This window comes from Proteiniborus ethanoligenes (genome assembly GCF_900107485.1).
GTDB lineage: Bacteria > Bacillota > Clostridia > Tissierellales > Proteiniboraceae > Proteiniborus > Proteiniborus ethanoligenes.
Genome location: NZ_FNQE01000014.1, coordinates 15667 through 42237 on the forward strand (window position 1 = coordinate 15667; position 26571 = coordinate 42237).

Annotated in this window: 25 protein-coding genes; 2 read left to right on the top strand and 23 right to left on the bottom strand. The window is 32.0% G+C overall.

Annotation, left to right across the window (positions count from 1 at the left end; all coding sequences use genetic code 11):
• Positions 1 to 10: 10 nt before the first annotated feature.
• The gene (locus BLV37_RS07035; protein WP_091729253.1) at positions 11 to 502 is read right to left on the bottom strand and encodes a hypothetical protein; all 492 of its coding nucleotides are present in this window, start codon (positions 500 to 502) and stop codon (positions 11 to 13) included.
• A 263-nt stretch (positions 503 to 765) separates the two neighbouring features.
• Between BLV37_RS07035 and BLV37_RS07040 the strand changes: the two genes are divergently transcribed.
• The gene (locus BLV37_RS07040; RefSeq protein ID WP_091729256.1) at positions 766 to 945 is read left to right on the top strand and encodes a hypothetical protein; all 180 of its coding nucleotides are present in this window, start codon (positions 766 to 768) and stop codon (positions 943 to 945) included.
• Positions 946 to 975: 30 nt separating this feature from the next.
• Here the strand turns inward: BLV37_RS07040 and BLV37_RS07045 are convergent, their stop codons facing one another.
• From BLV37_RS07045 to BLV37_RS07055, 3 genes are all read right to left on the bottom strand, one after another.
• Entirely contained in the window at positions 976 to 1608 is a 633-nt protein-coding gene (locus BLV37_RS07045) for a 50S ribosomal protein L25 (RefSeq protein ID WP_091729259.1), read from the bottom strand.
• Between the two features lie 125 nt (positions 1609 to 1733).
• Positions 1734 to 2006 carry a pro-sigmaK processing inhibitor BofA family protein gene (locus BLV37_RS07050; RefSeq protein WP_091729262.1) on the bottom strand — a complete coding sequence of 91 codons (273 nt, stop codon included), beginning with the start codon at positions 2004 to 2006 and terminating at the stop codon, positions 1734 to 1736.
• A gap of 109 nt (positions 2007 to 2115) precedes the next feature.
• Complete coding sequence (locus tag BLV37_RS07055; RefSeq protein ID WP_208975223.1) at positions 2116 to 2424, bottom strand: YaaL family protein; 309 nt, start codon at positions 2422 to 2424, stop codon at positions 2116 to 2118.
• 180 nt (positions 2425 to 2604) lie between these two features.
• On the opposite strand from BLV37_RS07055, the gene BLV37_RS07060 reads away from it, so the two are divergent.
• Positions 2605 to 2940: a 4a-hydroxytetrahydrobiopterin dehydratase gene (locus tag BLV37_RS07060; protein WP_091729264.1), complete on the top strand. Its 336-nt coding sequence runs from the start codon at positions 2605 to 2607 to the stop codon at positions 2938 to 2940.
• 25 nt (positions 2941 to 2965) lie between these two features.
• Here the strand turns inward: BLV37_RS07060 and BLV37_RS07065 are convergent, their stop codons facing one another.
• From BLV37_RS07065 to BLV37_RS07150, 19 genes are all read right to left on the bottom strand, one after another.
• Positions 2966 to 4051, bottom strand: a complete 1086-nt coding sequence (locus BLV37_RS07065) for a DNA polymerase IV (RefSeq protein WP_280140121.1) — start codon at positions 4049 to 4051, stop codon at positions 2966 to 2968.
• A gap of 101 nt (positions 4052 to 4152) precedes the next feature.
• Positions 4153 to 6459 carry a M56 family metallopeptidase gene (locus tag BLV37_RS07070; protein WP_091729267.1) on the bottom strand — a complete coding sequence of 769 codons (2307 nt, stop codon included), beginning with the start codon at positions 6457 to 6459 and terminating at the stop codon, positions 4153 to 4155.
• Positions 6460 to 6471: 12 nt separating this feature from the next.
• A complete protein-coding gene (locus tag BLV37_RS07075; RefSeq protein WP_091729269.1) occupies positions 6472 to 6828 on the bottom strand; it encodes a BlaI/MecI/CopY family transcriptional regulator in 357 nt (118 codons plus the stop codon).
• A 131-nt stretch (positions 6829 to 6959) separates the two neighbouring features.
• Positions 6960 to 8147: a M20 metallopeptidase family protein gene (locus BLV37_RS07080; RefSeq protein ID WP_091729272.1), complete on the bottom strand. Its 1188-nt coding sequence runs from the start codon at positions 8145 to 8147 to the stop codon at positions 6960 to 6962.
• Positions 8148 to 8372: 225 nt separating this feature from the next.
• Entirely contained in the window at positions 8373 to 10451 is a 2079-nt protein-coding gene (locus BLV37_RS07085; protein WP_176967907.1) for a methyl-accepting chemotaxis protein, read from the bottom strand.
• Positions 10452 to 10663: 212 nt separating this feature from the next.
• Positions 10664 to 12193: a sensor domain-containing diguanylate cyclase gene (locus tag BLV37_RS07090; protein WP_244270495.1), complete on the bottom strand. Its 1530-nt coding sequence runs from the start codon at positions 12191 to 12193 to the stop codon at positions 10664 to 10666.
• Between the two features lie 1077 nt (positions 12194 to 13270).
• The gene (locus tag BLV37_RS07095; protein ID WP_091729277.1) at positions 13271 to 13597 is read right to left on the bottom strand and encodes a HepT-like ribonuclease domain-containing protein; all 327 of its coding nucleotides are present in this window, start codon (positions 13595 to 13597) and stop codon (positions 13271 to 13273) included.
• Positions 13563 to 13895 (bottom strand): nucleotidyltransferase family protein, encoded by a 333-nt coding sequence (locus tag BLV37_RS07100; RefSeq protein WP_091729279.1) that lies wholly within the window; start codon positions 13893 to 13895, stop codon positions 13563 to 13565. The genes BLV37_RS07095 and BLV37_RS07100 overlap by 35 nt, the downstream gene beginning before the upstream one ends.
• Before the next feature lie 220 nt (positions 13896 to 14115).
• Positions 14116 to 14259: a hypothetical protein gene (locus tag BLV37_RS15040; RefSeq protein WP_176967908.1), complete on the bottom strand. Its 144-nt coding sequence runs from the start codon at positions 14257 to 14259 to the stop codon at positions 14116 to 14118.
• Positions 14260 to 14359: 100 nt separating this feature from the next.
• Positions 14360 to 14518: a hypothetical protein gene (locus tag BLV37_RS15045; RefSeq protein ID WP_176967909.1), complete on the bottom strand. Its 159-nt coding sequence runs from the start codon at positions 14516 to 14518 to the stop codon at positions 14360 to 14362.
• A gap of 210 nt (positions 14519 to 14728) precedes the next feature.
• Positions 14729 to 15304, bottom strand: coding sequence for a DJ-1/PfpI family protein (locus BLV37_RS07110; protein ID WP_091729283.1), 576 nt, complete (start codon positions 15302 to 15304; stop codon positions 14729 to 14731).
• A gap of 947 nt (positions 15305 to 16251) precedes the next feature.
• Positions 16252 to 16995, bottom strand: coding sequence for a hypothetical protein (locus BLV37_RS07115; protein WP_208975224.1), 744 nt, complete (start codon positions 16993 to 16995; stop codon positions 16252 to 16254).
• A gap of 102 nt (positions 16996 to 17097) precedes the next feature.
• Entirely contained in the window at positions 17098 to 17904 is an 807-nt protein-coding gene (locus BLV37_RS07120) for a Shedu anti-phage system protein SduA domain-containing protein (protein ID WP_091729286.1), read from the bottom strand.
• 75 nt (positions 17905 to 17979) lie between these two features.
• Positions 17980 to 18573 carry a hypothetical protein gene (locus BLV37_RS07125; RefSeq protein ID WP_052221604.1) on the bottom strand — a complete coding sequence of 198 codons (594 nt, stop codon included), beginning with the start codon at positions 18571 to 18573 and terminating at the stop codon, positions 17980 to 17982.
• 28 nt (positions 18574 to 18601) lie between these two features.
• Complete coding sequence (locus tag BLV37_RS07130) at positions 18602 to 19465, bottom strand: hypothetical protein (protein WP_052221605.1); 864 nt, start codon at positions 19463 to 19465, stop codon at positions 18602 to 18604.
• 525 nt (positions 19466 to 19990) lie between these two features.
• A complete protein-coding gene (locus BLV37_RS07135) occupies positions 19991 to 21700 on the bottom strand; it encodes a TnsD family Tn7-like transposition protein (protein ID WP_244270496.1) in 1710 nt (569 codons plus the stop codon).
• Entirely contained in the window at positions 21700 to 23382 is a 1683-nt protein-coding gene (locus BLV37_RS07140) for an ATP-binding protein (RefSeq protein WP_091729291.1), read from the bottom strand. Before BLV37_RS07140 ends, BLV37_RS07135 begins: the two co-directional genes overlap by 1 nt.
• Positions 23354 to 25513: a Mu transposase C-terminal domain-containing protein gene (locus tag BLV37_RS07145; RefSeq protein WP_176967910.1), complete on the bottom strand. Its 2160-nt coding sequence runs from the start codon at positions 25511 to 25513 to the stop codon at positions 23354 to 23356. The genes BLV37_RS07140 and BLV37_RS07145 overlap by 29 nt, the downstream gene beginning before the upstream one ends.
• Positions 25494 to 26351, bottom strand: coding sequence for a TnsA endonuclease C-terminal domain-containing protein (locus BLV37_RS07150; RefSeq protein ID WP_091729293.1), 858 nt, complete (start codon positions 26349 to 26351; stop codon positions 25494 to 25496). The genes BLV37_RS07145 and BLV37_RS07150 overlap by 20 nt, the downstream gene beginning before the upstream one ends.
• Positions 26352 to 26571 lie beyond the last annotated feature (220 nt).

The window sequence follows — 26571 nt, forward strand, 5'->3', positions numbered from 1 at the left end:
CCTTTTATTTTTACTCTAAGCTTTTATTTATAACCTCTAGCATTTTTTCTGTAGGCTTGAAGATAAACCTATATTTTTTTGACTCCCTTTCAAATTCTCCTGCGTAGTACTCGTCATGTTCTCTAGAGCATACAAATTTGTAGGTCAATGCAATTTCTTTATCCTTTTTTTTCACTTCTTTATAAGGCTTTAAGCTAGTTATCTCGTCTAGCTTGAGCGTTAAAGCTATGTTTCTTTTTTTCCCTATTATTCTTTCAAATACTAGTGTATCCTCTTCTATTGAGTATACAAAATGTGACATTAGCTTCATGATTATTAGAGTACAAATCCCAATGGAAGCAATGAGTACTACTACACTTGCAATACCAGCATACTTTTCGCCTAAATAGTTACATAAGGTTATTAAATAGTTTATGAAGATTATTCCTAGTAGTATAGATAAAACGATCTGCCAAAAGGGTCTTTCTTTTTTTTCTACAACTACTATTGATGAAATTCTCATATAATTATTTCCTTTCTAACATAGATTTTTGTCATGTGTCAGTTTCTGATTCTCTATATTGAAAACAATTTAACTTATATACTATAATACATCCTTTCTACTATGCTTTTCAAGACTTAGTATAGTAACTACAATAAATATTTTACATTTTTCCTTATTATTAGTTCTTATTATCTATATAAAAACACATTTTTTATGATATAATGTAAAAACAAAGACTTATTTTATATTGTTTTGTAAATTTTTGTAATGGAGATGATAATATGAAGGTCATCCTATTGAGTATTTTGCTAATTCCTGTCTTAATATTTCAGATTTTTATTTTCGTAGATATTATTAGTACTATTAAAGTACCTACAAACTCTGCACCGGTAGGTATGGGAAGGATTCATTTTAACAATGAAAAATCTTCAAAGAAGTCTAGGATAAGAGTAGTTAAATAGTTATAGCCCAGGATAATCCTGGGCTATATTTTATTCTTCTTCTAAAATACTTTTTTCACTCTCATAAATAGGTACTTCTGTTTCTTCTTCAGGCTCTTCAACCTTACTACTAGCAGTTAAGGATACTATTACTTCACTTAGCTCAGTAAATATTTCATAGTTTTCATCTTTTGCAATATCAAGATCAGAAAGAACTATGTTTTGACCAAAATCAAGAGAAGATACATCTACTGCTACATATTGAGGTATATACTTAGGCAAGCATTGTACCTCTATTTCCATTAGCTGCTGCTCTACAACTCCTCTTGTTGCCTCTTCTACTGATTCTCTTCCTTGAATAGCTATTGGTACACGGATTCTAACCGGTACATCTGCTGATAGTCTTTGGAAGTCTGCATGTAATACTGTGGCCATTACTGGATCTCTTTGAACTTCTTTAATTAATGCAGATACTGCTTCTCCCTCTAGTTCAATTTCAATTCTTCCAGTTTCCCCATACCGGTTAAGAAGTTTGTTTAATTCTAGGGTTTCAAGCCTAATGGTTTGTGTGTCTTCACCATGGCTATATATAACTCCAGGTGTATATCCTGAAGCCCTAAGCTTTTTTGAATTTATTCCACCTAATTCTTTTCTGTTTTCCGCTTTTATTTTTGGTACTCCCATTAAAATTCCTCCTTTAGTTTTTATGGTATATATATATTAAACCAGAAATTTAAGAAAATTTCAAATGAGGCTAATTTCGGATTGTTTTTTTATGCTTTAGATATGTAATTCAGCTCTTACAATATCTATAATATATATTGCAATACGATAAGCAGAATAACCCCTGGAACTCCTAAAAATCCTGCTATAAGTGCTGTTACAGGATTAATAGCTACTGATATACCTACAAATCCTCCTAAAAGATTTACTAGCAGCAAAAGGATTCCTCCTGTTATTCCATTAATAATTAATTTTAATAAATATTTAATTGGAATTATAAGAAGCCATCCTAAGAAATATAAAAGGATTAGCCCACCTGCGTAAGCAAGTATTACACTGATTTCTATTCCCAATCCCATTTTCTCACCTCTATGTATGGAATATTAGCTCTTCATAAAAACAATAGGAATATTATCTTTCATAATATTCCTGTTGTATTTCTAATATATGGAGTTTTGAGGACAAATATTACAAGCTATTATTTAAATTTTCTGCTCTTATACCCTTTTCTCTTGCGTTCTTCAGTAAATAAAGATATTTTGTTCTAGAAGCCTCCATATTATGTATTGCGTAATCTATTAGTCCAGGCTCTACTACACTTTGAAAATACAGTTCTGCATTTTCCCATTCCTCAAGAGCTTTATTTAGTTCAGTTAGAAGCCTTTCATCTTCAGTTATTTCATTTGTTCCTAAATTATTTTTTAGTTTACTAAAAAAGCTATTAATATTTACATTCATCCCCATAGTCTTTACTGTTTTGTTTTTCGATTTATCCACATTCATACCCCTTTCTTTCAAGCTTTACGGTATGATTATTAACTTTTTGTGGATAAGTTATACATTTTTGCATATAGTCTATAGTATTTGATTATCTATCTTTGGGTATACATATAATGCATATATAAATTATAAAAGGAAGGGTATCCCTTCTTTTAATTGGAGAAAGGAGGTTGGCTAATGAATGAGCTTTCATCAAAAAAATGTATTCCCTGTAGCATTGGTGCTGAGCCTCTAACAAAAGATGAAATAATCCAGTTTCATAAATCTCTAGATAAGGAATGGAAGGTAATTGATTATCAAAGATTAGAAAGAAGTTATAAATTTAAAAACTTTAAAGAAGCCTTAGATTTTACTAACCAAGTGGGTGAACTAGCAGAAAAGGAAGGCCATCACCCTGATATTTACCTTTCATGGGGAAAGGTCCTAGTAAAATTGTGGACTCACAAAATAAATGGGCTCCATGAAAATGACTTTATTTTAGCTGCAAAAATTGACGAGCTTACTAAGGCTTAAGAAACAAGGGATAGAATACTACCTTTCAATCAAATAAGGAAAGCTGTTCTAATTTTAATGTAATAAGATTAGATGCAGTTAAACCTATTAGTCTAATATCTTGTGTTAATCTAATTTCGTCTAGAAGATTAACTGCCAGCTCAAATATATCATTATAGCTACTAATATAGTTGTTTAAGGTTTTACTTTTTGTTTGAGTTCTAAATTGGATATCCTTTATCTTTAATGTTATTGTCTTGGCTTGAAGATTTTTACTTTGTAGGGATGCTTCTATCTCTAATGCAAATCTATGAAGATAGTCTTTAAGTATTTCTTTATCCTTTGTGTATTTTGAAAAGGTACGTTCTGTCCCTAGAGATTTTCTTTCACGAGTTGTATTTACCTCTCTCGAATCAATACCACGGATTCGATTATATATTTCTATGCCTGATTTCCCAAAAAATTCTACCATAAATTCTTCTGAAAGCCTCATCAAATCTTCGACTGTATATATGCCTATGTTATTTAACCTTTTTGAAGTTTTTTTCCCGATTCCGTAGACAGATTTAACTGGAAGTGGTAATAAAATACTAGGCACCATGTCTTCTGTAATAATTTTTAACCCATTAGGTTTATTCCAATCTGAGGCTAGCTTTGCTAAGAACTTATTATAGGAAATACCTATGGACATGGTTAAGCCAGTTTTTTTCATTACCTCTTCTTTTATTTTTTGGGCTATTTCAATAGGATTTATTTCTATGTTTGAAACATCTAAATAAGCCTCATCTATAGATAAAGGCTCGACTAAATCAGTAATACCGTATAAAATATGGAAAACCTGTCTGGAAACCTCCTTGTACCTCTCCATTCTAACAGGCAGAAAACACGCCCTTGGACATTTTTGTTTAGCCATAAAAATAGGCATGGCAGAATGAACTCCGTATTTTCTAGCTATGTAGTTTGCAGTAGTTACTATGCCATGATTGCTTAAGCCTCCTACTATAATAGGTAAGCCCTTTAATTTAGGATTATCATGCTCTTCAACAGATGCATAAAATGCATCCATGTCTACATGAATAATATGGAGTTTCTCAGCTTGACCTAAGTATTTAGAAGTATAGATAGGAATCACTCCTTAATAAAGCCTATTTTATACTTATATTATAATAGAACATAAGTTCTGTGTAAAGCTTAAGAATAATTAAAGAGCCTAGAATAATCTAGACTCTAAAGCTAATCTTTTCGTGAAAATTCAACCTTCCATATACCATCTTTATTCTTTGCTAATCTAAAGTTAATTCTGCTTCCTGGTGAATTTGAAGGATCATTTTTTATTTTAATATCCTCCCATGATAATGTTGCTCTTGTACGGTCTCTAAAATAATCTATTTCTATATTTACGGGATTCTCAAAGTACCTACTAAAATCTATTTCCTCTTCTTTCTTACGCATGGCTATGTGTTCTTTTTTATCCCAGCCAAATTCTGTATCTTCTTTGGTGTATAATTCCCACTGTGCTTCAAAATTGCCTTCCTTATGGCAATGAAGATAAAGCTTTAATATACTTATGACACTTAGTCCATTTAGCTCTTTTTCATCAAAATTTTGTATAAATCTTTCATATGCTTCTTTTTCATTGTCATTAAGAACTAAAAAACCTCCCCTGCCTACAACTGGCAATGGTCTATAATCATCTATACTAATGTATTGAACAAGTCTATTGTCTACTCTATAGGATATGGTTATGGTATAATCCCCTGCATAATAATATGCCTTAGGATGAATATCCCCTTCTGGGTCCTTCCATTCCTCATCATAGACTTGCCATCCGTCAGGCTCACCTAAAACACCCATTACCATATCTGTAGTCATGGCTCCTGCTTTAATGCCATAGCTTTCTCTTGTATCTATTCTACCTATGGTTCCATAGGTATAGCTGTTGTCGTTTTTCATATATCCATCTGTATAAAATACTACATCCTCATATGCTAAATAAAGTCCTCCATATAGATAGCCTATGTCTAGTGGCTCTCCCCAATTTTTAACTACTTCCTCCGCTGGAGAATTTAGCCCAAATTCTACTCCATCTACAAAGCCTTCATATGCTGATTTTAGATTTTCATTATATGCATATCTATCATTACCAGGCTCTATAATCTCTATAGATTCCCTTATCTTAGAGGCTGCTTCAGTAGTCCTTTCATAGGATTTTTTTAGCTCCTCATTATCATGGGGATATGCTATATCCGTTGGATACGCCCACCCAAAATAAAACTTATTATTTTCGCCTATATATTCTAAATTATATATAGAATTTAGCTCCTCTAAATCATCTCTAGTAATTCTCTCCTTTTGATATGCTTCAATTCTAAATACTGTTCCTATCTTGTCATAAGGATAAGCTCCGTAAACATCTTTGTTGATGAAAAATACTCCACTGCTTTCCTCAAGGATTTTAAATTTATCAAATATTTTTTTATCCATAGTAAGTACAAATCCAAAGTTTTCATTTCTATATATTATCTGTTCTTTTTTATTAGTCAATGTGAATATAGTTGTAGCTCCTAGAAGTATAATTGCAATCGGTGTAATCAGAAGCTTTGGCTTTTTGAACTTCATAACATTTTTAACTCTAGCTTTGATGTTGCTTTCACCAAAGAAAAGAAAGTTTCCCTGCAATGTATGGCTTTGCTTATCTGCAATATTTATTAAAGAGCTAGCATAAGCTTTTCTAATATCATCTTCCCAAGCCTTTACTACCTTCTCGTCACAGGATAGCTCCATGTCTTCGTTAAAATACTTAGCAGATAGCCAAACTATAGGGTTAAACCAATGAATACAGATTGCAATAGACCAAATTAGCTTAAGTATATTATCAAATCTTCTAATATGATGTATTTCATGTGCTAGTATTTGCATCGATTCACTAGTATGGATATTATCTACCATGGAAGCTGGTACAATAACTTTAGGCTTTAGCAATCCATATACTAATGGGCTTTGAAGCAAATCTAATGAGTATATACTAATATTTCTATTAAGCTTCATACTTTTCTTTATATGGCTTATATCAATATCTTTGATTATAGTTGCTGTATCCAGCACTTTTGATGCATTATAATATCTTATGATGCTCCTTATGATTAAGAATATCATACCTAGAACCCATATAATGCTTGCACCTAGAAAAATTATTTGAAGCTGACTATTTGGAGTAACAGTTGCTGCAGCATTTCCTTGAGAGATAGTAGTGCTATTTGATACTACATTATTTATGTTATTTTGCATTGCCTCTGTTTCTATATTCCTGCTTACTCTGCTTATTATAGTTGTTGTATTAGGCATAAAGTTAAATAAGCTCAAGCTTGAAGAAAAATTTATAGGTAAAATCAGCCTAAATAATACAATGAACCATAAATAATATGAAAAGCTTTTCGGAAGATATTTTCCTAGAGCATTTCTGATTACACCTATAAATAATGCAATTATTGAAGCTATAATGCTCATGCTAATAATTGTAAAAAAAATACTCTCAAGCATGTTACATACCCCCTAATCCAATTTATTGACTATTTTTTTTAGCTCTTCTATATCTTCTTTAGATAGGTTTTCTTTTTGTAAGAAGCTTGCAAAAAATGATTTAATAGAGCCTCCATAAACTTTATCTATTAGCTCTTCTGTTTCTACTCTCTGGGCTAATTCTCTCCCCACTACTGCCCTGACAATTGAATCTTCATTTGAAATTATTCTCCTATCTACTAGTCTTCGTATAACCGTATATGTGGTTGATTTTTTCCATCCTAATTTCTCCCTTGCTAACTTAACTAGGTCCGAACTTTTTATAGGCTCGTTATCCCATAATATTTCCATAAATTTATACTCTGCATGGAATATTTTTATATCATCCATAAGATTACCTCCTTCGGTCTAACTCATTAAACCTATTTGTTTTAGTTTATTCTATTAGACCAAATTTGTCAACATTATTTTGAAGTTTTTGGTGATTTGTTAAAGGCAAAACAAAAACTAGGCAATATTACCTAGTTTTTATTTAACCAATCTATTGTGCCTTGCAATACAAGTGCTACTCCCTTCCACAGTTGACTTTCATCTATGTCGAATTTAGGATTGTGATGTGGGTAGTATTGCCCATCTATTTCTCTAGGGTTGCTTAAATAGAAAAAGGTGCCTGGGGCTTCCCTAAGAAAAAACGACATATCCTCAGCTCCCATTACGGGTGTTTTCATTTCTACTATATCTTCTTCGCTTACTATTTTTTTAGCTGATTCTACAAAGGTTTTTGTGAATTCCTCTGAATTTACCAAGGCTGGATAGCAATATTCGTATTTATATTCGTAGCTTCCTCCATGTGCCATGGTTATGCCTTTTACTATTTCCTCTATTCTCTTGGCGATTCTATGTCTAGTGCTTTCATTTAAGGTTCTTATTGTTCCTTGAATTTCTACTATATCAGGAATAATGTTATGATTAAAGCCTCCTTCTATCCTTGTTACGGATACTACTGCAGGCTCTACTGGATTAATTTCTCTACTTACTATGGTTTGTAGTGCTAATACTACCTCTGAGGCTATTACAATTGGATCTATGGATTGGTGAGGATAGGCTCCATGGGCTCCTTTGCCCTTTATTTTAATATGCATTACATCTACTGCTGCCATCATTGCTCCATAACATACGCCTATTTTCCCTGTTGGTATGCCTTTCCCTAGATTTCCTAGATGAAGTCCCATTACTGCATCTACCTTTGGGCTCTCCATAGCCCCTTCTTCTATCATAGGCTTTGCTCCTCCTGGATATTCTTCTCCTGGCTGAAACAACAGCTTTACATTTCCTCTAAATTTATCTCTATTTTCATTTAGTATCTTAGCTGCTCCAAGTAATATGGCTGCATGCCCATCATGTCCACATGCATGCATGTTTCCGTTTGTAGACTGAAAATCTAGTCCTGTTTCTTCTTTAACTGGAAGCCCGTCAATATCCGCTCTTAAGCCTATGGTCTTTCCTTTACCATTGCCCTTTATAAGACCTACTATTGCGTTACCCTTTACTAGTGTATGGTACTCTATCCCCATTTTATCTAGTTGGGCTGTGATATATTTTGCAGTCTGTGGCAAGTTTAGTCCTACTTCTGGTATTTGATGAAGCTCTCTTCTCCAATTTATTATTTCATTTTCTATATTTTTTGCTCTGTCAATTATATTAAGCATTTATGTCCTCCTTCTTTTAAATTATGAGTTTTTAAGGTATCTAGTACAAAATAACCCTTACCTTTGTATATATTTATAATATTACTGTAATTAATTCTCTCTTTTGATTGGATTTCCTTGTTTGCAAAATATTTTATTACTATGAGTAAAGAAATTTTGTGGCTATTACTAGATATAAAACAAGATCGATACCGAAGTACCGACCCTGCTTTATAAAATATAGTATTATAGTCTGAATCTATGAACTAATTCATCTAATCTCTTTATTGTTCTTGTTAGATTTTCAGTATTATTAGCTACGGTCTCCATTGTAGCCGCCTGCTCCTCCATAGAAGCTGATAGTTCTTCTGTAGAAGCTGCAGTCTCTTCAGTTATAGAAGATATACTTTGTATAGCTAATATCACTTCTTCTTTTTCTTCATCTACTTTATTTAAGTTTTCTCCTAACTTTTCTATAGCTTCCATTACAGATACAAGAGATGAATATATTTCTTCAAAGGCTTTTTTAGATTGCTCTAGGGATTCATTAGCATCCTTGAGGGCCCCTTCTGATGTATCCATATTGTCTTTAGTTGTGCCTACCTCATGCTGTATGGATTTTAATATATCCTCTATGCTTTTAGTAGCACGTCCTGTCTCTTCAGATAATTTTCTTATTTCCTCTGCTACTACTGCAAAGCCTCTACCAGCTTCTCCTGCTCTAGCTGCTTCTATAGCTGCATTTAATGCAAGAAGGTTAGTCTGCTCCGAAATATCCATAATTGTATTTAGTATATTCCCAATTGACTGGGATTTATCTAAAAGTGAATTCACATTTTCTGAAAGAATACGAGAGGACTTAACTGTTACATCAAACTTGTCCACCATACTATTCATAGCTTTTGAACCTTCTTCGTTTATCCTTTGTGCCTTCATGGAGTTCTCTACAACTATTCCCCCATGCTCTACTGCTATCTTTATTTCTTGAGCTAACCTATTTAATTTCTCTGAGCCTGTTTCTGCATCTTCAGCTTGTTCCATAGAAGCTTGAGCTAGCTCTTCTACAGTCTTAGCTACATCATTTATAGATTGGCTAGTTTCTGAAGTAGCTAAGTTTAGACTCTGAATGTTTTCTACTACGTCTTCAGTAGTATCATTTATAGTTCTTAATATTTTTCTTATCTCTTCCCTTAATACTGCAGTTGCTTTAAGTATAGAGCCTACCTCATCTTTTCTGCTTAATATAGCTTTTATTTCCTTAGTTTCTTCTATATCAGTTAAATCTAGCTTTGAGGTGGTATCTAATATTCCATTCACCAGAACTATTGGGTCGGAAATCCTCTTTCCTAATACAAATGATATGATTGTTGCTAAGAGAGCCGAAATTAATATAACTCCTATAATAATATATACAGTCATAAGCATATCTTTTAGTATTTCATGTCTAGGAATAGTTAAAATCAAAGTTTTTCCGTCTATTAGCTTTGAAAAAACCATTATTTTTCTTTCACCAGCAAATACAGTGTCTATTACCCCTGTTCCCTTTTCTTCTATTTCATCTACAATATAGCTGTATTGTCCATTGTTTATAGTGTTTAAATTGCTACTTTTGTCTAGAGTAGGATGAATTAGATAATCATAATCCCTGTTAAGCATGAATGCATATCCTGTTTCATATAGCTTTATATCTTCAACTCCCTTTATAAGCTCTCCTGCCTTCATGTCTGCACCTATTACACCAATAGTCGTACCATTAACTACAATTGGCATTGAGTAAGTCATTACATTTGAGTTTGCATTGTTGACATAAGGGTCTCCCCATGCTGCCTTTCCTGCCCTCACAGCATCGTAATAAAAAGATGCTGATGGATCATCAGGGCTTTTTCCTGCAATATTGGTAGGAATTGAATGCATAAGCTTACCGTTGTCATCAACTGCTGCCCATATCCCTTCGGATCTACCTGTGTATTTTGGATCAAAAACTATGTATAGTCCTGCACATTTGTCAGTCTCTCTAGCCATTCTTTGAATTATAGGGCTTAGAATTGTATTAGAATAAGTGGCTAAATAACCTGGTTCCCTTAATCTAGCTACCTCAATAGTTCCATCTACTATTTGATACATGCTAGATAAAGTGTTTTCGAGAATATGTAAATCTTCATTAAAACCTTTAGAATAAACATCCCCAGTTGCATAGAGACTAGTTTTAGCTTCTTTTTCAATTACTTCCATGCTTCTGAACATACTTGTCACTCCAACAAGCAGTGACATAGTAATAGAACAAATTAATACAGTAAGTACTATTCTTGTACTAATCTTTTTCATTTTTCCCCTCCTTAACAAGGTAATATTAATCATAATTCCACAGTTAATAAACAAACTATACTTTTTTCGACAATAAATGCTATTGTTTATAGAATTATTATACATCATAATAGAACAAAAAAATATATTTGTCAAAGAGATAACAAATATATTTTTCTATTATTGACAATACTTAAGCAATATTTTTTTTTAAAATGCATATGATGTATAATTTATGAAATATGCCATATATTTACTCTGTTTTTCCCTTGTTCTTTTGACTTGTATAGTGCATCATCTGCTCTCTTTAAAACATCATTGTAATCATTATCAGTATCTTTAAAATAAGAAAAACCTATGGAAATGGTTATGCTGAAAGTCTCATTTCCCGCTGGAATCTCTAATGAAGCAATTCCATCTAATAATTTTTCACCAAATTCCATTATATGCTCTTCTCTTAATCCTGGGAATATGCCTACAAACTCATCCCCACCCCAGCGAATTAATTGATCAGAGCTTCTTATAATATGATTTATTGTCTTAACAATTTCAATAAGGACAATATCTCCCGTTTTATGACCATAATTATCATTTATATGCTTAAAGCCATCAATATCAAGCATCATAATAGCTGGTTTTTCTCCTGTTAACCTATATTGCTTAAAAAGAGCATTTAGATTCATCTCTCCAAATCTTCTGCTAGATGCCTTAGTTAATGTATCTATGTTAATTTCTTTTTCTAAGGATTTAGTTGAATTCAATAAATGCTTCTTCTCTATTAAATAAAGTATTGTAAATCCTATTAATAAAACTATTAAAATGTATCTTAATAATCTTATTATAGACTCACTAGATAAGGAATGGATTTCATTATTTACTTTTTCTGTGTAAGCACCAATATCATCTAAATGAACACCCATGGCTACTATCCAATCATAATCCTTATAAAGCTTTGCATAAGTAATCTTCTCTGAAACTTGAGAACTATTTAACTTTTTAAAATAATAAGTAAAAAATAGCTCCCCATTTTTCTTTATCCCTTCTAGTTCTTCTAAATAAGGCAATTTACCTTTGATATCTTCCATATCTGTAGATAAATAAGTTCCCTCTGTGTCCCTTAGGTTTGGATGAATCCTTCTAATTGCGTAATCTTTCCCACCTCCATAGTTAATTACCTCGTTCACCCATATGTAAGAATCATTAGAAAATTCTCGATTTCTTATTGTGTCTCCAATTTCTTCTTTTACAATTTCATCTATATAAGACTTACTAACTCCAAAGATACCTTGTATGCTGCCTTTTTCAATTACAGCGTGAGAGGAGAGTAAGGACTTTAAGTCCTTCACAGTACTGTCTATGGTTTTTATATGTAGTCCAGCAGAATCATATAATACTTCTCCTGTTTTATTGTCCCATAAAAAGGCTGTCCACATTTTAGGATTTAAGTCGTCATTAAATCTATTTATGAAAAATTGTATGAATTCTTCATCTGATAAATCTAATTCTTCTTGAAACCGCCTTAGTCTAGCTTCTGTGTTTTTCTTATAATTTTCATGCTTAATTTCTCTTAATCTATCTATTTCAAAAAATATATTATTTACTGTATCTTTTAGAAAGTCTTTTTTCAAATTTATTATAGTCTTTTCAGTTTGCTCTAAATAGATTTCTTGAGTCTTTTCATGGGATAAAAGATGAAGATATATGACTACTAAACATATTATAGTAGCAGCTGCAAATGTAATTATTTTGTGTTTGTTTTTCAATTTTATCCATTCCCTCTTTATTTGTTTTTATTTTAGTACTAGGTTAATACTAATTATAATAAATTTGGGCCATAAATGCCATTTTTTTCGAAGTGTGTTATCTAATATTTAATAGCACCGCTTTCGCCAACATGTAAATAGCTAGCTTTGCTGGACACACTCCTAATCAAAAAAAATAAGCTAATTGATTAGCTTCTATAGCTGTTTCTTCAATGTCTATATCAATGTGTGTTCATCAAACAAACTCCTTTCCTTTTTCAAATAAAGTTCTATTAGAATTGAGGATTAAGGGAGAAGGTTTAAGGAGAATCCTATCCATTTCTCCTATCCATTTTCTTTTCCATTCAATCTTCCAATACGTCATCATCAACCGAAATACAATTGTACTTTTTAGGCCCACATTCACTATACCACTTATTTTCTTCAAAGAAATCTATTATTCCAAAGTCATGCTTAGCCAAACTATCACCCCTTGCAAATTTATATGGCCTTTCTTAATACATATTTTATAAATGATGTTCATCAAGCGGGAGGTCAAAGACCTCCCCTACAACCTCTAGTATCAATATGTAGGGGCTAGCTTTGCTGGCCCGTTACAACATCATATAAATCTACTTATGTGCATCATATTATATAATTCATCTGCCGATCTATCAACTAATAATCCCCTCTTATTCAATTTTCTTCTGTCAGCACCTAAATTACCCTCTGTCATCTATGATTTTAGTCCATTTTTAAGGGGCAAAAAACAGTGTTTTTTCACTGATTTTTGCCCCTATTTTTGTCCTTCAACCAATATCTAATGTGTCTAAACCCTATCATTTCTCCTCTAAACTGTAGTACGTTACCAGAATTATACTCTAAGTCGTAGCTTGCTGCCAATCACATCTTGCTCTGCTCGTGTTCTTGGGTAAGTCTGACATCGGGCGTAAATTGCTTTCTTCAGTCATTTCACTCCCTTCACAGTTCGTGTTACGATTTTAACGTGCCTTGAATCGATGATTATGATGTCGTAGAGAGATAGTAACCCCTTGGTGGTAAGATATATTTCACAATTTAAGTGATATAAAAATGAAGCTAATTAATTAGCTTCAACAACTGTTCCTTTAATATCTTTATATCCATATCAATAATTTCCCATATTAGATTTAAATTTACACCTTCATAGTCATGGACTATACGATTTCTTAATCCACGCATTTTGAACCAAGGAACCTCATGATGTTTTGAAAGATATTCTTTATCAAGTTTATTAACTAATTCACCTATTTGACTTAAATTAAACACACAAGCTTCAACCATCATACTATTATTTCTAAATTCAGTATAATCTACATCATTGGTATATTTTAATATAGAGTCGATATAGTTAATTATCTTTTGAATAATCTTTTGATTTTTCATATATAACTATACCTCCATTTTCTATTTCCTGCATTATTAAAGAATCTTGCTCAATATGAGACCTATCAATCAAATCTATATCTATTTCTAAAGCATTAACAAGTATTTCTAGTAATCCAACAAAATCAAGTCCTCTTAACTTTCCATTTGTATCAATGTATAAGTCTATATCACTACTTATTGTGACATTACCTTTTGCATAAGACCCAAATAGTATTGCCTTATTTATAGGATAATTTTCAAATATGGGAGCTGTTTTTTCCCTTATAGTTTCAACTGAAATGAAATTAGACTTCATAGTCCTAAGCCTCCTTAGTTATTTAACTATACATTATATACTGATTATATCATAATTTATTTATCAATTGAACATCTACTCAAAAATATGCTAAACTTAAATAACTTTTACATTTTTTACTTACTTCCTTTTGCTTCTATTGAAATATTTTTTCATGATATTTTCTCTGCCTAACTTTTCTGTTTTAATAAACTCTAAGACTTCATCACTCGCATATTTTTTATTTTGATACATACTCCCCTAAAAATGTTTCATCAGCTACTTGATGATAATATTCAAATTTATATAACCATTCTTTAAGATTGATTAATTCTTTCATTGACTTAGATTTTTCTTCAAAGGATGCAGAATGGAACTTTTCCATTTCTATCAGGTAAGACATTTGAAAATCTTTTATCAATACTGCCTTCCATATAAGAATTTAGCTTTGTTGTAATTTCCATTCCTAGATCATTAGATACTTCCTATTTCTCCTTTGTTGAAAATTTGGCACCATAACCATGAGCTGCTTTATTAACCCCAAGGATGTTCCATACATAAATAACTTTTACATTGTTCTCATGCTCTCTTTCTGGTTCTAGGCATAAAAAATGGCCAAGTTTATTTGGGTCTTTAATTACCAAAACTTCGCCAGCATACAGTCTATATTTAATTTTAATTTATATAAGAATAGATGTATTAGAATTTATTATATTCTAATACATCTATAATATTTATTTTGCAATTTCTTTAAGCATTACCTTATACTTATTGCTGAGTATAATAAACATAATATATCGAAAGAAGAATTCCAAATATAGTTTTATATCTTATAGATTCATAATATTTTTCCCTTATAAATCAAAGCTTTTTGGATAAAGTTCAATATTTAATTCTTTTCCTATTGCCATAGCCCATTGTCGAAAACCAAATGCTACAGATGTAATGATATTATCCGTCTTTAAATATTTTTCAGGTACAACTTCATCGCAGGACTCTTCCCATCCAATCATGTATTTCATGTCATCATCTGTAAAACCTTCCTCATATAGATCGGATTTTTCCACTCCTATCATAAAAGGTTTTTCTTTTAAATATCCAAGTTTTAAGAGTAATATTGGAGCAATCGAAATAGCACCAATTAATGTGCCAGCATCATAAAATTTACTTACAAATTCTTGAGACGATTCATCTTCTACCATGCCTTGAGCATCAGTAGCACCTGTTATCAAAAGTGAATCATATTCATCTACATTTAGCTGTTCAAAAGTATTATCTGCAATTACAAGCATACCTTCTTCTGTTCTAATTGGCTTTAATTCTTTTGCAAAATAGACTACAGGTTTTTCAGCCATTTTTAACATCTCTAAAGCTACAGTAAGTTCAAATAGGCAACATGTATCATATAGTAGAACCGCTGTTTTCTTCATACTCTTTTCCCCCTTAAAACAATATTTTTTAAGTAATTCTATTCCACATTACATTGTTAATGTTCATCTATAGTATATAATTTCCCCCCATTTTATCAACCAAATTCACCCATTTATCTTCTAAATATCTCCAGTTATTCAATGTCATCTGTTAAACACCCTATTTTCAAGTGTCAAAAAAGGGTGTTTTTTCACCGATTTTCGACCCAAATTTCACCCTTAAACCACTATATGTTGTGGTCAAAGTCTATTGTTCCCCCTCAGAACCACAATACGTCATCAGAATTGTACCTCCAACGTGGGTTGAGAGTACAATAATGATGTCGTAGGTTTATATTACCCCCTTGGTGATAAAGTGTGTGTTTCAATATATATTCTCTTGCAATATCTTACATTAGAATTAATCTATTTATAAATGTATTCATCAAACAAACTCCTCACCTTTTTCAAATAAAGTTCTCTCACCAACACCCCCCAAACCCTTGAAAACACTGACCTGTTTTTTCGTCCCTTATTTCCCACTTATGCCCTTTTCCCTTGAATCTGCTCTCTAAAGTCCTTACATTTTGAAGTTTTTAGGGCAAAAAATGAAAATAAAGTTCTATTAGGATTGAGGGTTTAGGGAGAAGGTTTAAGGGGAGTTTTATCCATTTCTCCTCTCCATTTTCTTTTCTATCTTATCTTCCAATCCATTGATTTATCTGGCTTTTAGCCTTACATCCTTTTTTTCTTCTAATAAAAATTCTAATAAAAAAACCATAGTTCCTAGGCATTCCTTATACCTTTTCCCTATGGTTTTATACAACAACTTTATTTACATTTTAAAATGAATTTGCATAATGATAGGACTTTATTTGATGGAGACATAGATACAGGAACAAGGGGTAAGAAGCAAGGGAATAAGGATACCATTATATACAAATTTATTGCTGATTTCAGATTATCTTTTATTTATATAGATTTTTATACCAGCATTCTTTTCCTTCCCGTTTTATTTCAATTCTATCATATTCAATTGATTCTCCGACTAAATATCTCCATACTTCAACATCATCAAGTATTCCATCGTATCTTCTTATAAAAGTTTCTACTAGACTTTCTCCTTTTTTATTAAAATCATCTTGGAAAACTATAACTTTTCTTTCAGCAATTATTCTAGAAAGATAAAAGACTGCTTCTATTGCAGTTGATATTTTAGCAGAAGGAAAATTATCATCCTTTGTCCAAGTATAACTTTTACATTCCGCCACAATGGAGTTGTCCAATGAAACCAAATCAAACTTATGAACTTTATTAGCACCTACAATTAATGGCTTTTCATAGAAACTATCCTTAAGTTTTCTATTTAAATATAATCCCACTCTGTTTTCAAATTCATCAAAAGGGAGCCTTGAAAAAACGCCATTATTATTTGTGTTTTGTAGATTCGAGCGATGATTCTGACTGTTTACTTCATGATTTACCACTTTGTTATTATACGTATGACCAATACCATTTACTATTTTAATCTTTTTACAGCATGAACATTCGCCTTTACAACGGTTTATCATATCTTGCTTAAATAATTTATTACAAACAGCATTAATAGTTTGACGTGGTTCGATGCTCAACAATTTTGATAAACAGTCATCACATAAATTTTTATCTGTTCTACCTAAATAATTTGTAATTACTTCACTGTACTTATCCATTCTATATCTCCTCTTATAGGATAATCTCTATTTTTTGAAATCTTAGTATATAAAAAAGTCTATTTATCAATAAGATAATGGAACAATAAAAAATATGTCTAACTAATAAGTAGGCTTACCAATGGTACTTTTTGCACTATCGCATAAATTATCATAATGCAGTAAAAGAATTTTATGCTTATCTACATATCTTCGTTTTTCTTTATATGTTTTTAGATTGAAAGCATCTCTTCTTCCAGCAACAACTGCATAGTGTATTCTTGTTTTATCAAGGCTAAAAAATTCATTAGGCAACTGTTCATTTGGGTTCTTATATTTTTGAAAAGTTTCTCTGAGTGACACATAATTTGACTCAAGCCATTCATCCCAATCAAATACCTGTTTTATACCTTTTCTAAAAGTATCTCCTAAATTTCCATCTTTTAAGGTGATTTTTCCATATGGATTTTCTAACTCAACAAAGACGAACTCATATCCACCTGAGTTTTTTCCTATGAGTAGGTAATCTACTTTGTATGAATTTCCCAACATAAACTCTGGTATAATAAATGCATCATGATGCCCAAAGTTATAATTTGATTTTAAAATAGAACCAATTATAAAATATGCTTTATTATTCTTAATAAACTTTGCAATATCACTCTCAATAATGTTTTCATTACTTAAAAAATCGTAGAAATTAGAAATACTAGTCTTAAGCATATCTTCATTTTTTAAATCTTCTATATCCAAGTAGTTATTAGGAAATATACTTAAATAATGTCTAACTGCTTTGGGATATTTCCTAAACATTGATTTTCTAATATTAAATTTTCCTGTAGTCTTTACCACTTCTTTTTTCTTAAGCATTTCCCATTCATTTATCTCATCTTCGGTTAATTTAGTATAATCTCTATCATAAATCCTCATAGTTACTCTCCCAATATAATCTTATATTAATTAGTTATATAAAGTACTAATCTATTGTTGTTTAAGATTTTAACTTTACTCAATTTCTAGATTAAAATTACTTCTATCAATTTGGGACTCTAAAATGTTATACATAAAAATAAGCGAAAATTTTACTCCATCTTTCTCAGTTAAAATATCTTTAAGAAAGATTTTTTTATTCATACTATATTCTGTAGGGAAATTAATACTTATATATGTCATTCTCTTATATTTTTGTTCCCAAAACCTATATTTAAACTCTTCTTTAAACTCATATTTCGTTAGAAATTGGTCTATAAACTGTGGTTTATTAGAATATAAAGTAATTAGCGATTTCATAACCCAAATATCATCCCATTTATCAAAGTATGGAAAATGCAGTAATACGTTTCTAATAAATTTAAACAAGGCTTTACCTACATCACTAAAATTTGGTCTTTTTTGATTTTTGATAATCCATTGTATAGGTGGATATTTCAATAGTTCAAAATACGTTGCAAATATTTCTTTTATTTTAAAAAGTCGATATTCATCTTCTTTAAACCAAAAATCATCATTTATCATTTCTTCAAACAAGTCATAAAACCTGTTATATCCTATGGTTAAAAATTCTTTTTCATCTTCATTAGGATGTTTCTTTACTTCCATTCATCTCCCCCCATATATAAAATGGATATTATGATTTTCTATCTTTCATCATTTGCTCAAATATCTTGCTATTTATAAACTCCTCTTTATTTTCTATTATATTTTTAACAATTTTCTCTTTCTGATGTGAATTTAACTTCAACTGTGATTCATTTATTTCTTTCATCCATTCAAAGAACTCTTGTCCAACTACACTTTTGATGTACTGATTTTTCGCTCTAATTATTCCCCTGCAATTATATATTTCTGTGTTCTCCCAATATTCTTCTGAATGCATTTTATATATTGTAATTAGAATTATTCCCATAAGGTTTGATATACTCATGTATGTTTTTCTTTTAGAATTATAAAACGTATGACCTCCTTCACTTCTGCTAAAAGCCACATGCGGATTCTGTTGTTTAAACTCTTTATACGCCTCTCTAATATCTCCAAAGAAAAATATATGATTTTTAATATTACCCATGTCATTTCTTTTTTTCATAAGATAGTCTCTCATAATCTTTTCACTATCTATGAGAACATGTAAATCATCAATTTGAATATCTCCGACTTTTACAAAATTAGTTATATCTAAATATAGATTTCTCCAACTTACTGATGTAATAAAATAATAAAGCCATTCATCATATTTAAATTCTTCTTTATTATCTATTAAATATGGATAGAAAACTTTGTTTGCAAAAAGTGTTTCTGCACTATTAAATCTTTCTTCGCAATCCTTACATAATAGATAGTATTTCTCCCCATCTTGCACAACCTTATTAGGATTATCAGTTCTTCTAATATTTCCAACAGATGTTTTCTTTAAATATCGGATTACAAATTTAGGAATAATGTGACTTAATTGGAGTTCCCTTTCCCTATAACATAAAGCACATTTACCTATCATATCTCTCTCATTCCCTTAAAACATTTTTTACATTTAAATAAAAGTTTTATTTATATCATAAGTATTTTATAGTAATACCTTCAGCGAGAACCCCAATCAAAGTTCAGTCCTATTATACCAAGATTTATAGAGAGTCCCGCATATCTATGGAATTTAATAATATTAAATATGTTATTTAATTTCATAAGACATCCCTCCTTTAGACTCATATTAGAGTTCATATGGTTCTCGCAAGGTCTATTAGAATCCTCGCTCAAGGTATTAATTCTGTGTGTTTGCAAATAGATTGTAAATCTACTTAAATCGCAACTCTATATTAAATCCGTTTCAACTTTACATTTTTCATACATTTTCATTGATAATATCTTTCACTTTGCTTTCAAATATTAGTCCAAAACGCATCTATATAAAATATTCGCCATTTACCCATAATTTCCTCCATTTACCTTCAAATAAGTCTATTATTTGGGCTTTATAAACAAAAGCCACATTAAGGAATTTTTTATCCTTATATGTGACTTTACCCTAAAATTTAAAATTGCAATCATATCCTCTGTTATTTAATATCTGCTTAATTTCCTTATAAATCCCTTCCATGTACCTTGGCTTAACACATGCTGTTTCTGCTATATTCCATAATGTTATTTCTTTTCCCTGCCTTTCTAATTCTTCAATGCCCCATTTTATTTTTCTTATATGGAATTCTTCTAGACTTTCTAATTCTGAGTCTATATATGCCTTTGTCAATGAGAGTTTCTCCTTCCTTTTAGAGAGCCAGCCGCTAATCCCTAACTTGCCTCCTATAGTTGACCATGTTATCCTTTCAGGCTTGCCTTCCTTCATTTCTTTTATCACTTCCTTAACTTTAGGAAGCAATTCAGCATCTCTTTTATCCCAATCAACAGTGTTAACTACTGTTTTTATTCTGCGATAGTTTTCTTCCATCCATTCACTATCATATCTTTTCAGCCATGCATAAACTCCATCGTTATTTTTACGAATTTGGCTACTACTTTTATCAGGATATTGAGCATGGAGTTCAAGCCACTTTTCCCTTAACCTTTCCCTTTTCATTCTAAATTCTTCTGTATCAGTAAACTTGCTGTGAAGATATTTTCCACCACCATTAAATTTCCAAAACTCTTCTACTCCTAACCTATCAATAGCCTTCCTAATTGTTTTTGTAGATGACTTTAATATATCTGATATTTCTCGGATTGATAGTCCTGACTGGGTAAGTTCTATCAACCTCTGGTCCCACAGTTCCTGATAAGCATCAATGTTTTTTTCATCTTCATTATTAGAGCCAAGTTTTGTATTAAATAAATCAGCCACTGGAATTCCGAGAAACCTCGCTAATAATAGATACCTTATTGAATAGGTTGTCCTATCATTATTTCTAACCATATCAGGTAGCCAACCTCCGCTATTAACTGATACAGGGGATTGAACAAGTGCCAAGTATTCATGACCATAGAAATCCACAAAGTCTTGTTTTAACTTCTTTTGGTGAATATAATTGTTCATCCTAGCATAGCCTTTTTCAATCAACTTAACTCGAAACTGATTTCTAAACCACTCAGTCTTCTTAAATCCAAATTGATTATTTAGAAGTATTTCTACATCTCCTGCCATCCAAAGCATCTTCTTCATCAAATAATTTGAATAACTTATTTCTTTTTCTACAATACAGTTCTTACAAGATGCGCTAATAAACCTCTGTCTATTTCCTGCCCTTATGAGTTCTGTGCTGTTATAAAGGGGTATCTTATGTTTTAAACATACAAATACCCCTGTAACCTGATGGCTTCTGTGCCAATATGGCTCTCCAAATCTTTCTATGTCCTCTTTAAAACACTCAGGACAAAATCGAAAGTATTTATTTAAATTGATAGAATTTGATATTAGACCTATCCTCATGTAGGAAACTGCCCCTTCACCATTTTTCATAGTTTCAATTATCTTTTCAGCCCTGTCTCGTGGGATAAATGCTGCAAGATAAGGAAATAAGGTATGCTTATAGATAAAATATTCTGCTGTATATTTTGTACTGATAGGCATATTTTCAATTAATGCATCTAATTGTGTAGACAGTTCCATAACTGCTATACAGTTCCTTGTTCCGAATAAATCCTCAAAATTATGGATTTCTTTTATATTACCACTTCGTATACAGTATCGTGCCAGCGTACTATATAATATTTCGTCTGGATAAGGTGTAGGAAAAAAGTTCACTATATCACCCCCTTGGCGAAAATATCATCTTCAAAACTTACAATATGTCCTGATTCTTTTATAGCCTCATACGCACTTTTATTATCCTTTTTGCCCTGTTCAACAATGCTTCGAATATCAAATGAGTTTACAGCATTTCGCCCTGATTCTCTTTCTTCCATTTTACCTGTTCCTTTTTTCCCTATCCCCCCTACTTCTTCATCCTTAAGTTGTTCTATCACACCTTTTACCATATCATCTGCACCTAAGTCTTGGTTTTTAGAAAACATAGTATCAATTATTTTTTGTGCCTTTTTAATATCTACACCTAACTCAACAAGTTTTATCAGTGCCTCTTTTTTTACCCCTATAGAGCCCTCTTGCCTTAGTTTTTTTTGTTCTTTCTTTATCTCCTTAGCCCGCAAGTCCAGGTTAATAGATTCTCTCGTCCGAGTTAAATAATCTGTATAATCAATATCCGCCATATAGATATCTTCATATTTAATAATTTCTCTCATATTATTCGTCTTTAATGCAGTAATCATTGGCTGAATTAGTTTTAAATTCTCTTTTGCTACCTTTTTAATAATTTGTGGAGTTATCTCTTCCTTTCCTGTTGATATAGCATGGGCTTGAGCAATAGCATAAACCTTTTTTAATAAATCAGGTATCCCCTGGGTTTCTTCATATAAAACATTACTTATTTCAGGGGTAAGGAGCGTTTCTTTCCTCATCCACTGGTAGTGCCATATAGAATCTACTAATAAGTCCCACACCCCATCTCTTTGAATCCTATCGCATACCATATCGCCACCGAGGCCTGACCCTCTGCGTGCCTGTCTGAAGTCTCCCTGAAGGACTTTGATTGCTTTTGGGGTTCCCACTAAAATAACTGGTACCCCTACATTATTTACGAGGTTTACAAAGAAATTTAACATCTTTTCACTTCCACCAGATTTGGCCATACTTAAATGTTGTATCTCATCAATAACTAAAATGCCTAGAGCACAATTTCTTACCACCTGATTCATGACGGTCATCATCACATCAACAGTTGGTCTTGTCCTCATTACTTTTTCATGATAATTGGTTCCAAGAAGCCTGTCTATTTCAGCAAAAAACTCGTATAAGAGTCCCTTAATTGAGCCGTCATGGGGGCATTCCAATTTCAGATATACTACCTGATACATCGAAAAAGGAATTTCTTGATATTCAGAATGCACAATTATCTGAGGATATAAAGTTAGTACCCTATTAAGAGAAGAAGTCTTTCCCAAACCTGATATTCCTATCAAAGAAAATCCTAGTGAAGTTGAATAAAAATCTTTATTATTTATTAGGTTACTAGTATTCTCATGATAATCTCTGTAAAACCCTTGAGCCAGTTTGCTGCTAAATGGATTCCGGGAAAGGTATCCTTGCCTTATTGCACGAGAAATCTTTCTTTCAAGTTCTATGCTCATAGGGAGGGGCTGAAAAACCTGAAATAATCTGTCTACCATATGAATACGATAGTGACTGTCCAGCAATCTTTCACTTTTATTAAATTCGGGATAAAAAGCCAATCTTTCAATTGCCTCTTGGGCGGAAAGGAGATTAGGAAGAGATTCAATAAATGGATTGCCTTTATAATCTGGAATTATCTGCTCTATATACTCTGCCTCTACTGCTATACTACCATTCGGTATTATCACTTCCTTCATCCATCATCACCTCTTTCTGTTTTTGAAACAGCAATTGCAGGGTATCCATCTCTTCGGTTTCTTTTTCTTCTTTGTTGGCTTTAAAATATTGATTATCATTGCCTAAATCAAAAGCCTCTTCCAGCCTTCTTACGGACTTTTCAGCCTTCCTATTCTCCCTAATGTTCTTTACTCTTTGTCTATCACTTCCTACTGTACTCGTCTCATTTTTATAGTCTTCTTCTGCTTGCTGAACTATGTCTTCTATTTCAGCAATTAACTGAGTCTTGGCTTGTGCTACATTATCTTTGCTCTTTTCCTGCTGCATTTTTTCTACTACTAATAAGTATTCTATTTCTTCAAATGCCTTATCTTTATATCTGCTGTTAGCATCTACCAAAAAACATTTCTCGTATTCATTAGGGTTATCATTATAGACATAGATATATTCCATATTACGTGGGTCATAACTTATTTTAATTTTCCGTGTTCCCTTGGTTCGTGCATCAGCAAACATTCCGTTTTTTAGCATAGACTTTGCTGCATAATACATATCTTTATACCTAATCCCTTTTGCAGTCACAGTGGCTGTATCAGAAGGCATCAGTGCTAGTTTTGCAGCATCCTCTGGAACTGTTCTAAGTGTCCCACCTCGATTTGCAATACCCCAGTTCCAAAGTTCTATTGGAATACAGGAAACATTATCTTCAACCATATCTTCATCACGCTTATAGTAATCCAAATGATAATGATTATTGTGGTATAAAATGCATTTTATCATTATCTGAGTAAATTGAAATAAATCCAGTTTTGCTTTTATCCTATAGTCTTTATCCCCTCGTTCCCTTCCATCTAAATCCACAACACCTGGCACAAATGGCTTTACTCGCTCATTTGTAAGTCCAAAGAACCTTTCAACTGCTGATTTCAGGTCTGCTCGATAAGGTGGTGTATTTTGAACTTTTACATTTAGAGTATTTATAAGGTTATCAATATTTCCTCCTTCTAGTTCTCCACGGTCTGCTATTATAGTTTCTGGAAGATGGTGTACAGGCCAATCCTTCTCCCCTATTTCAATACCATACTGCTTACAAAACTCCACTTTATTCATGGTTGCGTTTAAAAGCGCCATCATGGCTCCTGCATAAGAACCTGTTTCTAATCCAATATATAGACCGCATATTAGTCTACTGAACTTGTCAATTACTGCATAAATGGCTGGTCTACCTATAACCCAGTTTCTGTTGAATCTTGATACCAAATAAACATCACCCACCTGGCAATCTATTTCGAATTTTCCCGGCTGAAATACTCCATCTAAAGAACTGCCTATTATAGGTCGATACTGTTTTTGATACTTTTTATTGCTGTATCTGCTAGTTATCTCTTTTTTTATATTTCGCTCCTTCTCAAACCAATACCTAAACTGCCCAAAGGATGGAATTTCCGCCTGAGGCTTTATAATTGGTATCTTAACTCCATTTTCTTCTTTAAAACCATCCGAAAAATATTCTTTTCTCATGAGTTCATAAGTCAATGTTAAAGAATTTTTTGCTGTGGTATAGTAGTATTTATTTACAGCAATACGAAAGATTCTTTTTATTTCCTCAGTAACATTTACCCCTTCTCCTATAATAGACTGATTAGTTCTAGGTCTTCCTCTTTTCACATTTCCAGCCTTTCTCTCTTTGCCCTTTGCTCCACAGTTTCGGTAATCTGGTAATAAAGCGTTGCAAGTTTTTCCCCTTTTCCAGTACCTTTTTAAATATTCCAGAATCCATGATTCACTTAATCCACAGGTTTCGGAGGCTCTTTTAATTAACTTCCCTCTAAAAGCAGATTGAAAAATATCTGGCTCCTTATCTACCATATCCCTAATTACTTCCCACGCCCTATCCCTAATTTTCTTATGTTTTTCAGGTATATCTTGTTCCTTTAACACAACTATAAATTCGTCATCATCTTTTATTTCTGCCTTCCCTCCAGCCAATGCATCTTCTATATCCTTCTGTCTTCGAATATAAGGAACTTTATTTTTATTTACATCTATTGTGTAGGCTATTTCATCATCCATCCACAGAAGTCTCTCAATGTTAGTACTTTCAGTCCCATCTTTCCATTCTAGTAAGGAATTAACCGTATACCTTAACATCATTATTTCCCCCTTTGTCACTTATTTCAGGTATGTAAACTGATTTTCCTGTTTGGCTAAGATTTATAGGCTTATCCATATCTAAAACTATCCTTTTCTCTGCAACTAAACGTTTAAATAATAGTAATCCCATTCCGACATCCAGTGAATAGTCTTTTTCAAATCCTGCTATAATGTTCTTTATGCTCTGCTTATTATCAATAAATCTGTATAAAATACCGTCAAACAAGTCATCAAACTCAGCCTTAGAAAGACCGTTGCAGTCATCAGAATTCATCACTGAATGAACCCATTCTATATTTTTTGCCCTGACATCATTAATGTCCTTATTTGTCACAATGCCCCAATCAATTCCTTGAGCCTTCCAGTACCTCCTTTCAATTTCCAGTTTCTCGATTGTACTCTTTTTAGACAATTCCGAAGCATATTTTATGCTTCTTGCAGTAAAACTCTTTTTTCCATCAGAGTTCAATAGTGTAATCAAAAATGTAGTAGTTAGTATATAAGGCTCCTTGGTTTTCCTGTCTATAAACTTACCAAGTCTTAAATCCGATGTATCTTTTAACACTACTTCTAAATCTATAAGGGGATAATGCTCTCGAATATCGATAACTTTTTCTTCCCAATCTAATAAATAAAAATACTTTAATTGCGTATCTGAAAAAAAATGATGTATTCTTTGAGTTGTCCACCCAAAAACTCTTGTTACCCTGCCCATACTAGGGAAATCCTGCACAGTTAGCCAAGGCTTATATTCCTTCCCTTCTCCCTGACCCCTGCCTTCCTTTATCCATCTATTTAATTTGTTTGAATCCCAATCATTGCTTCTTTTAGCCATTGAATTACCTCCGATACTTTAAAATTGCAAATAAAAAAATGCCACTGACCTCAAGGCATCTTTAAGATGTCTGTGTCAATGGCATTTTAATCCATTCGTTCTGTGTACTTTAATTTTATCATATAACAACTTTATTTTAAACGTTAAAGTTTAATTTGAAATAGGTTATAGTGGCCAAGTAAAATTCTATGTATTACTTGCACAAGGAGGCATTTAAGTA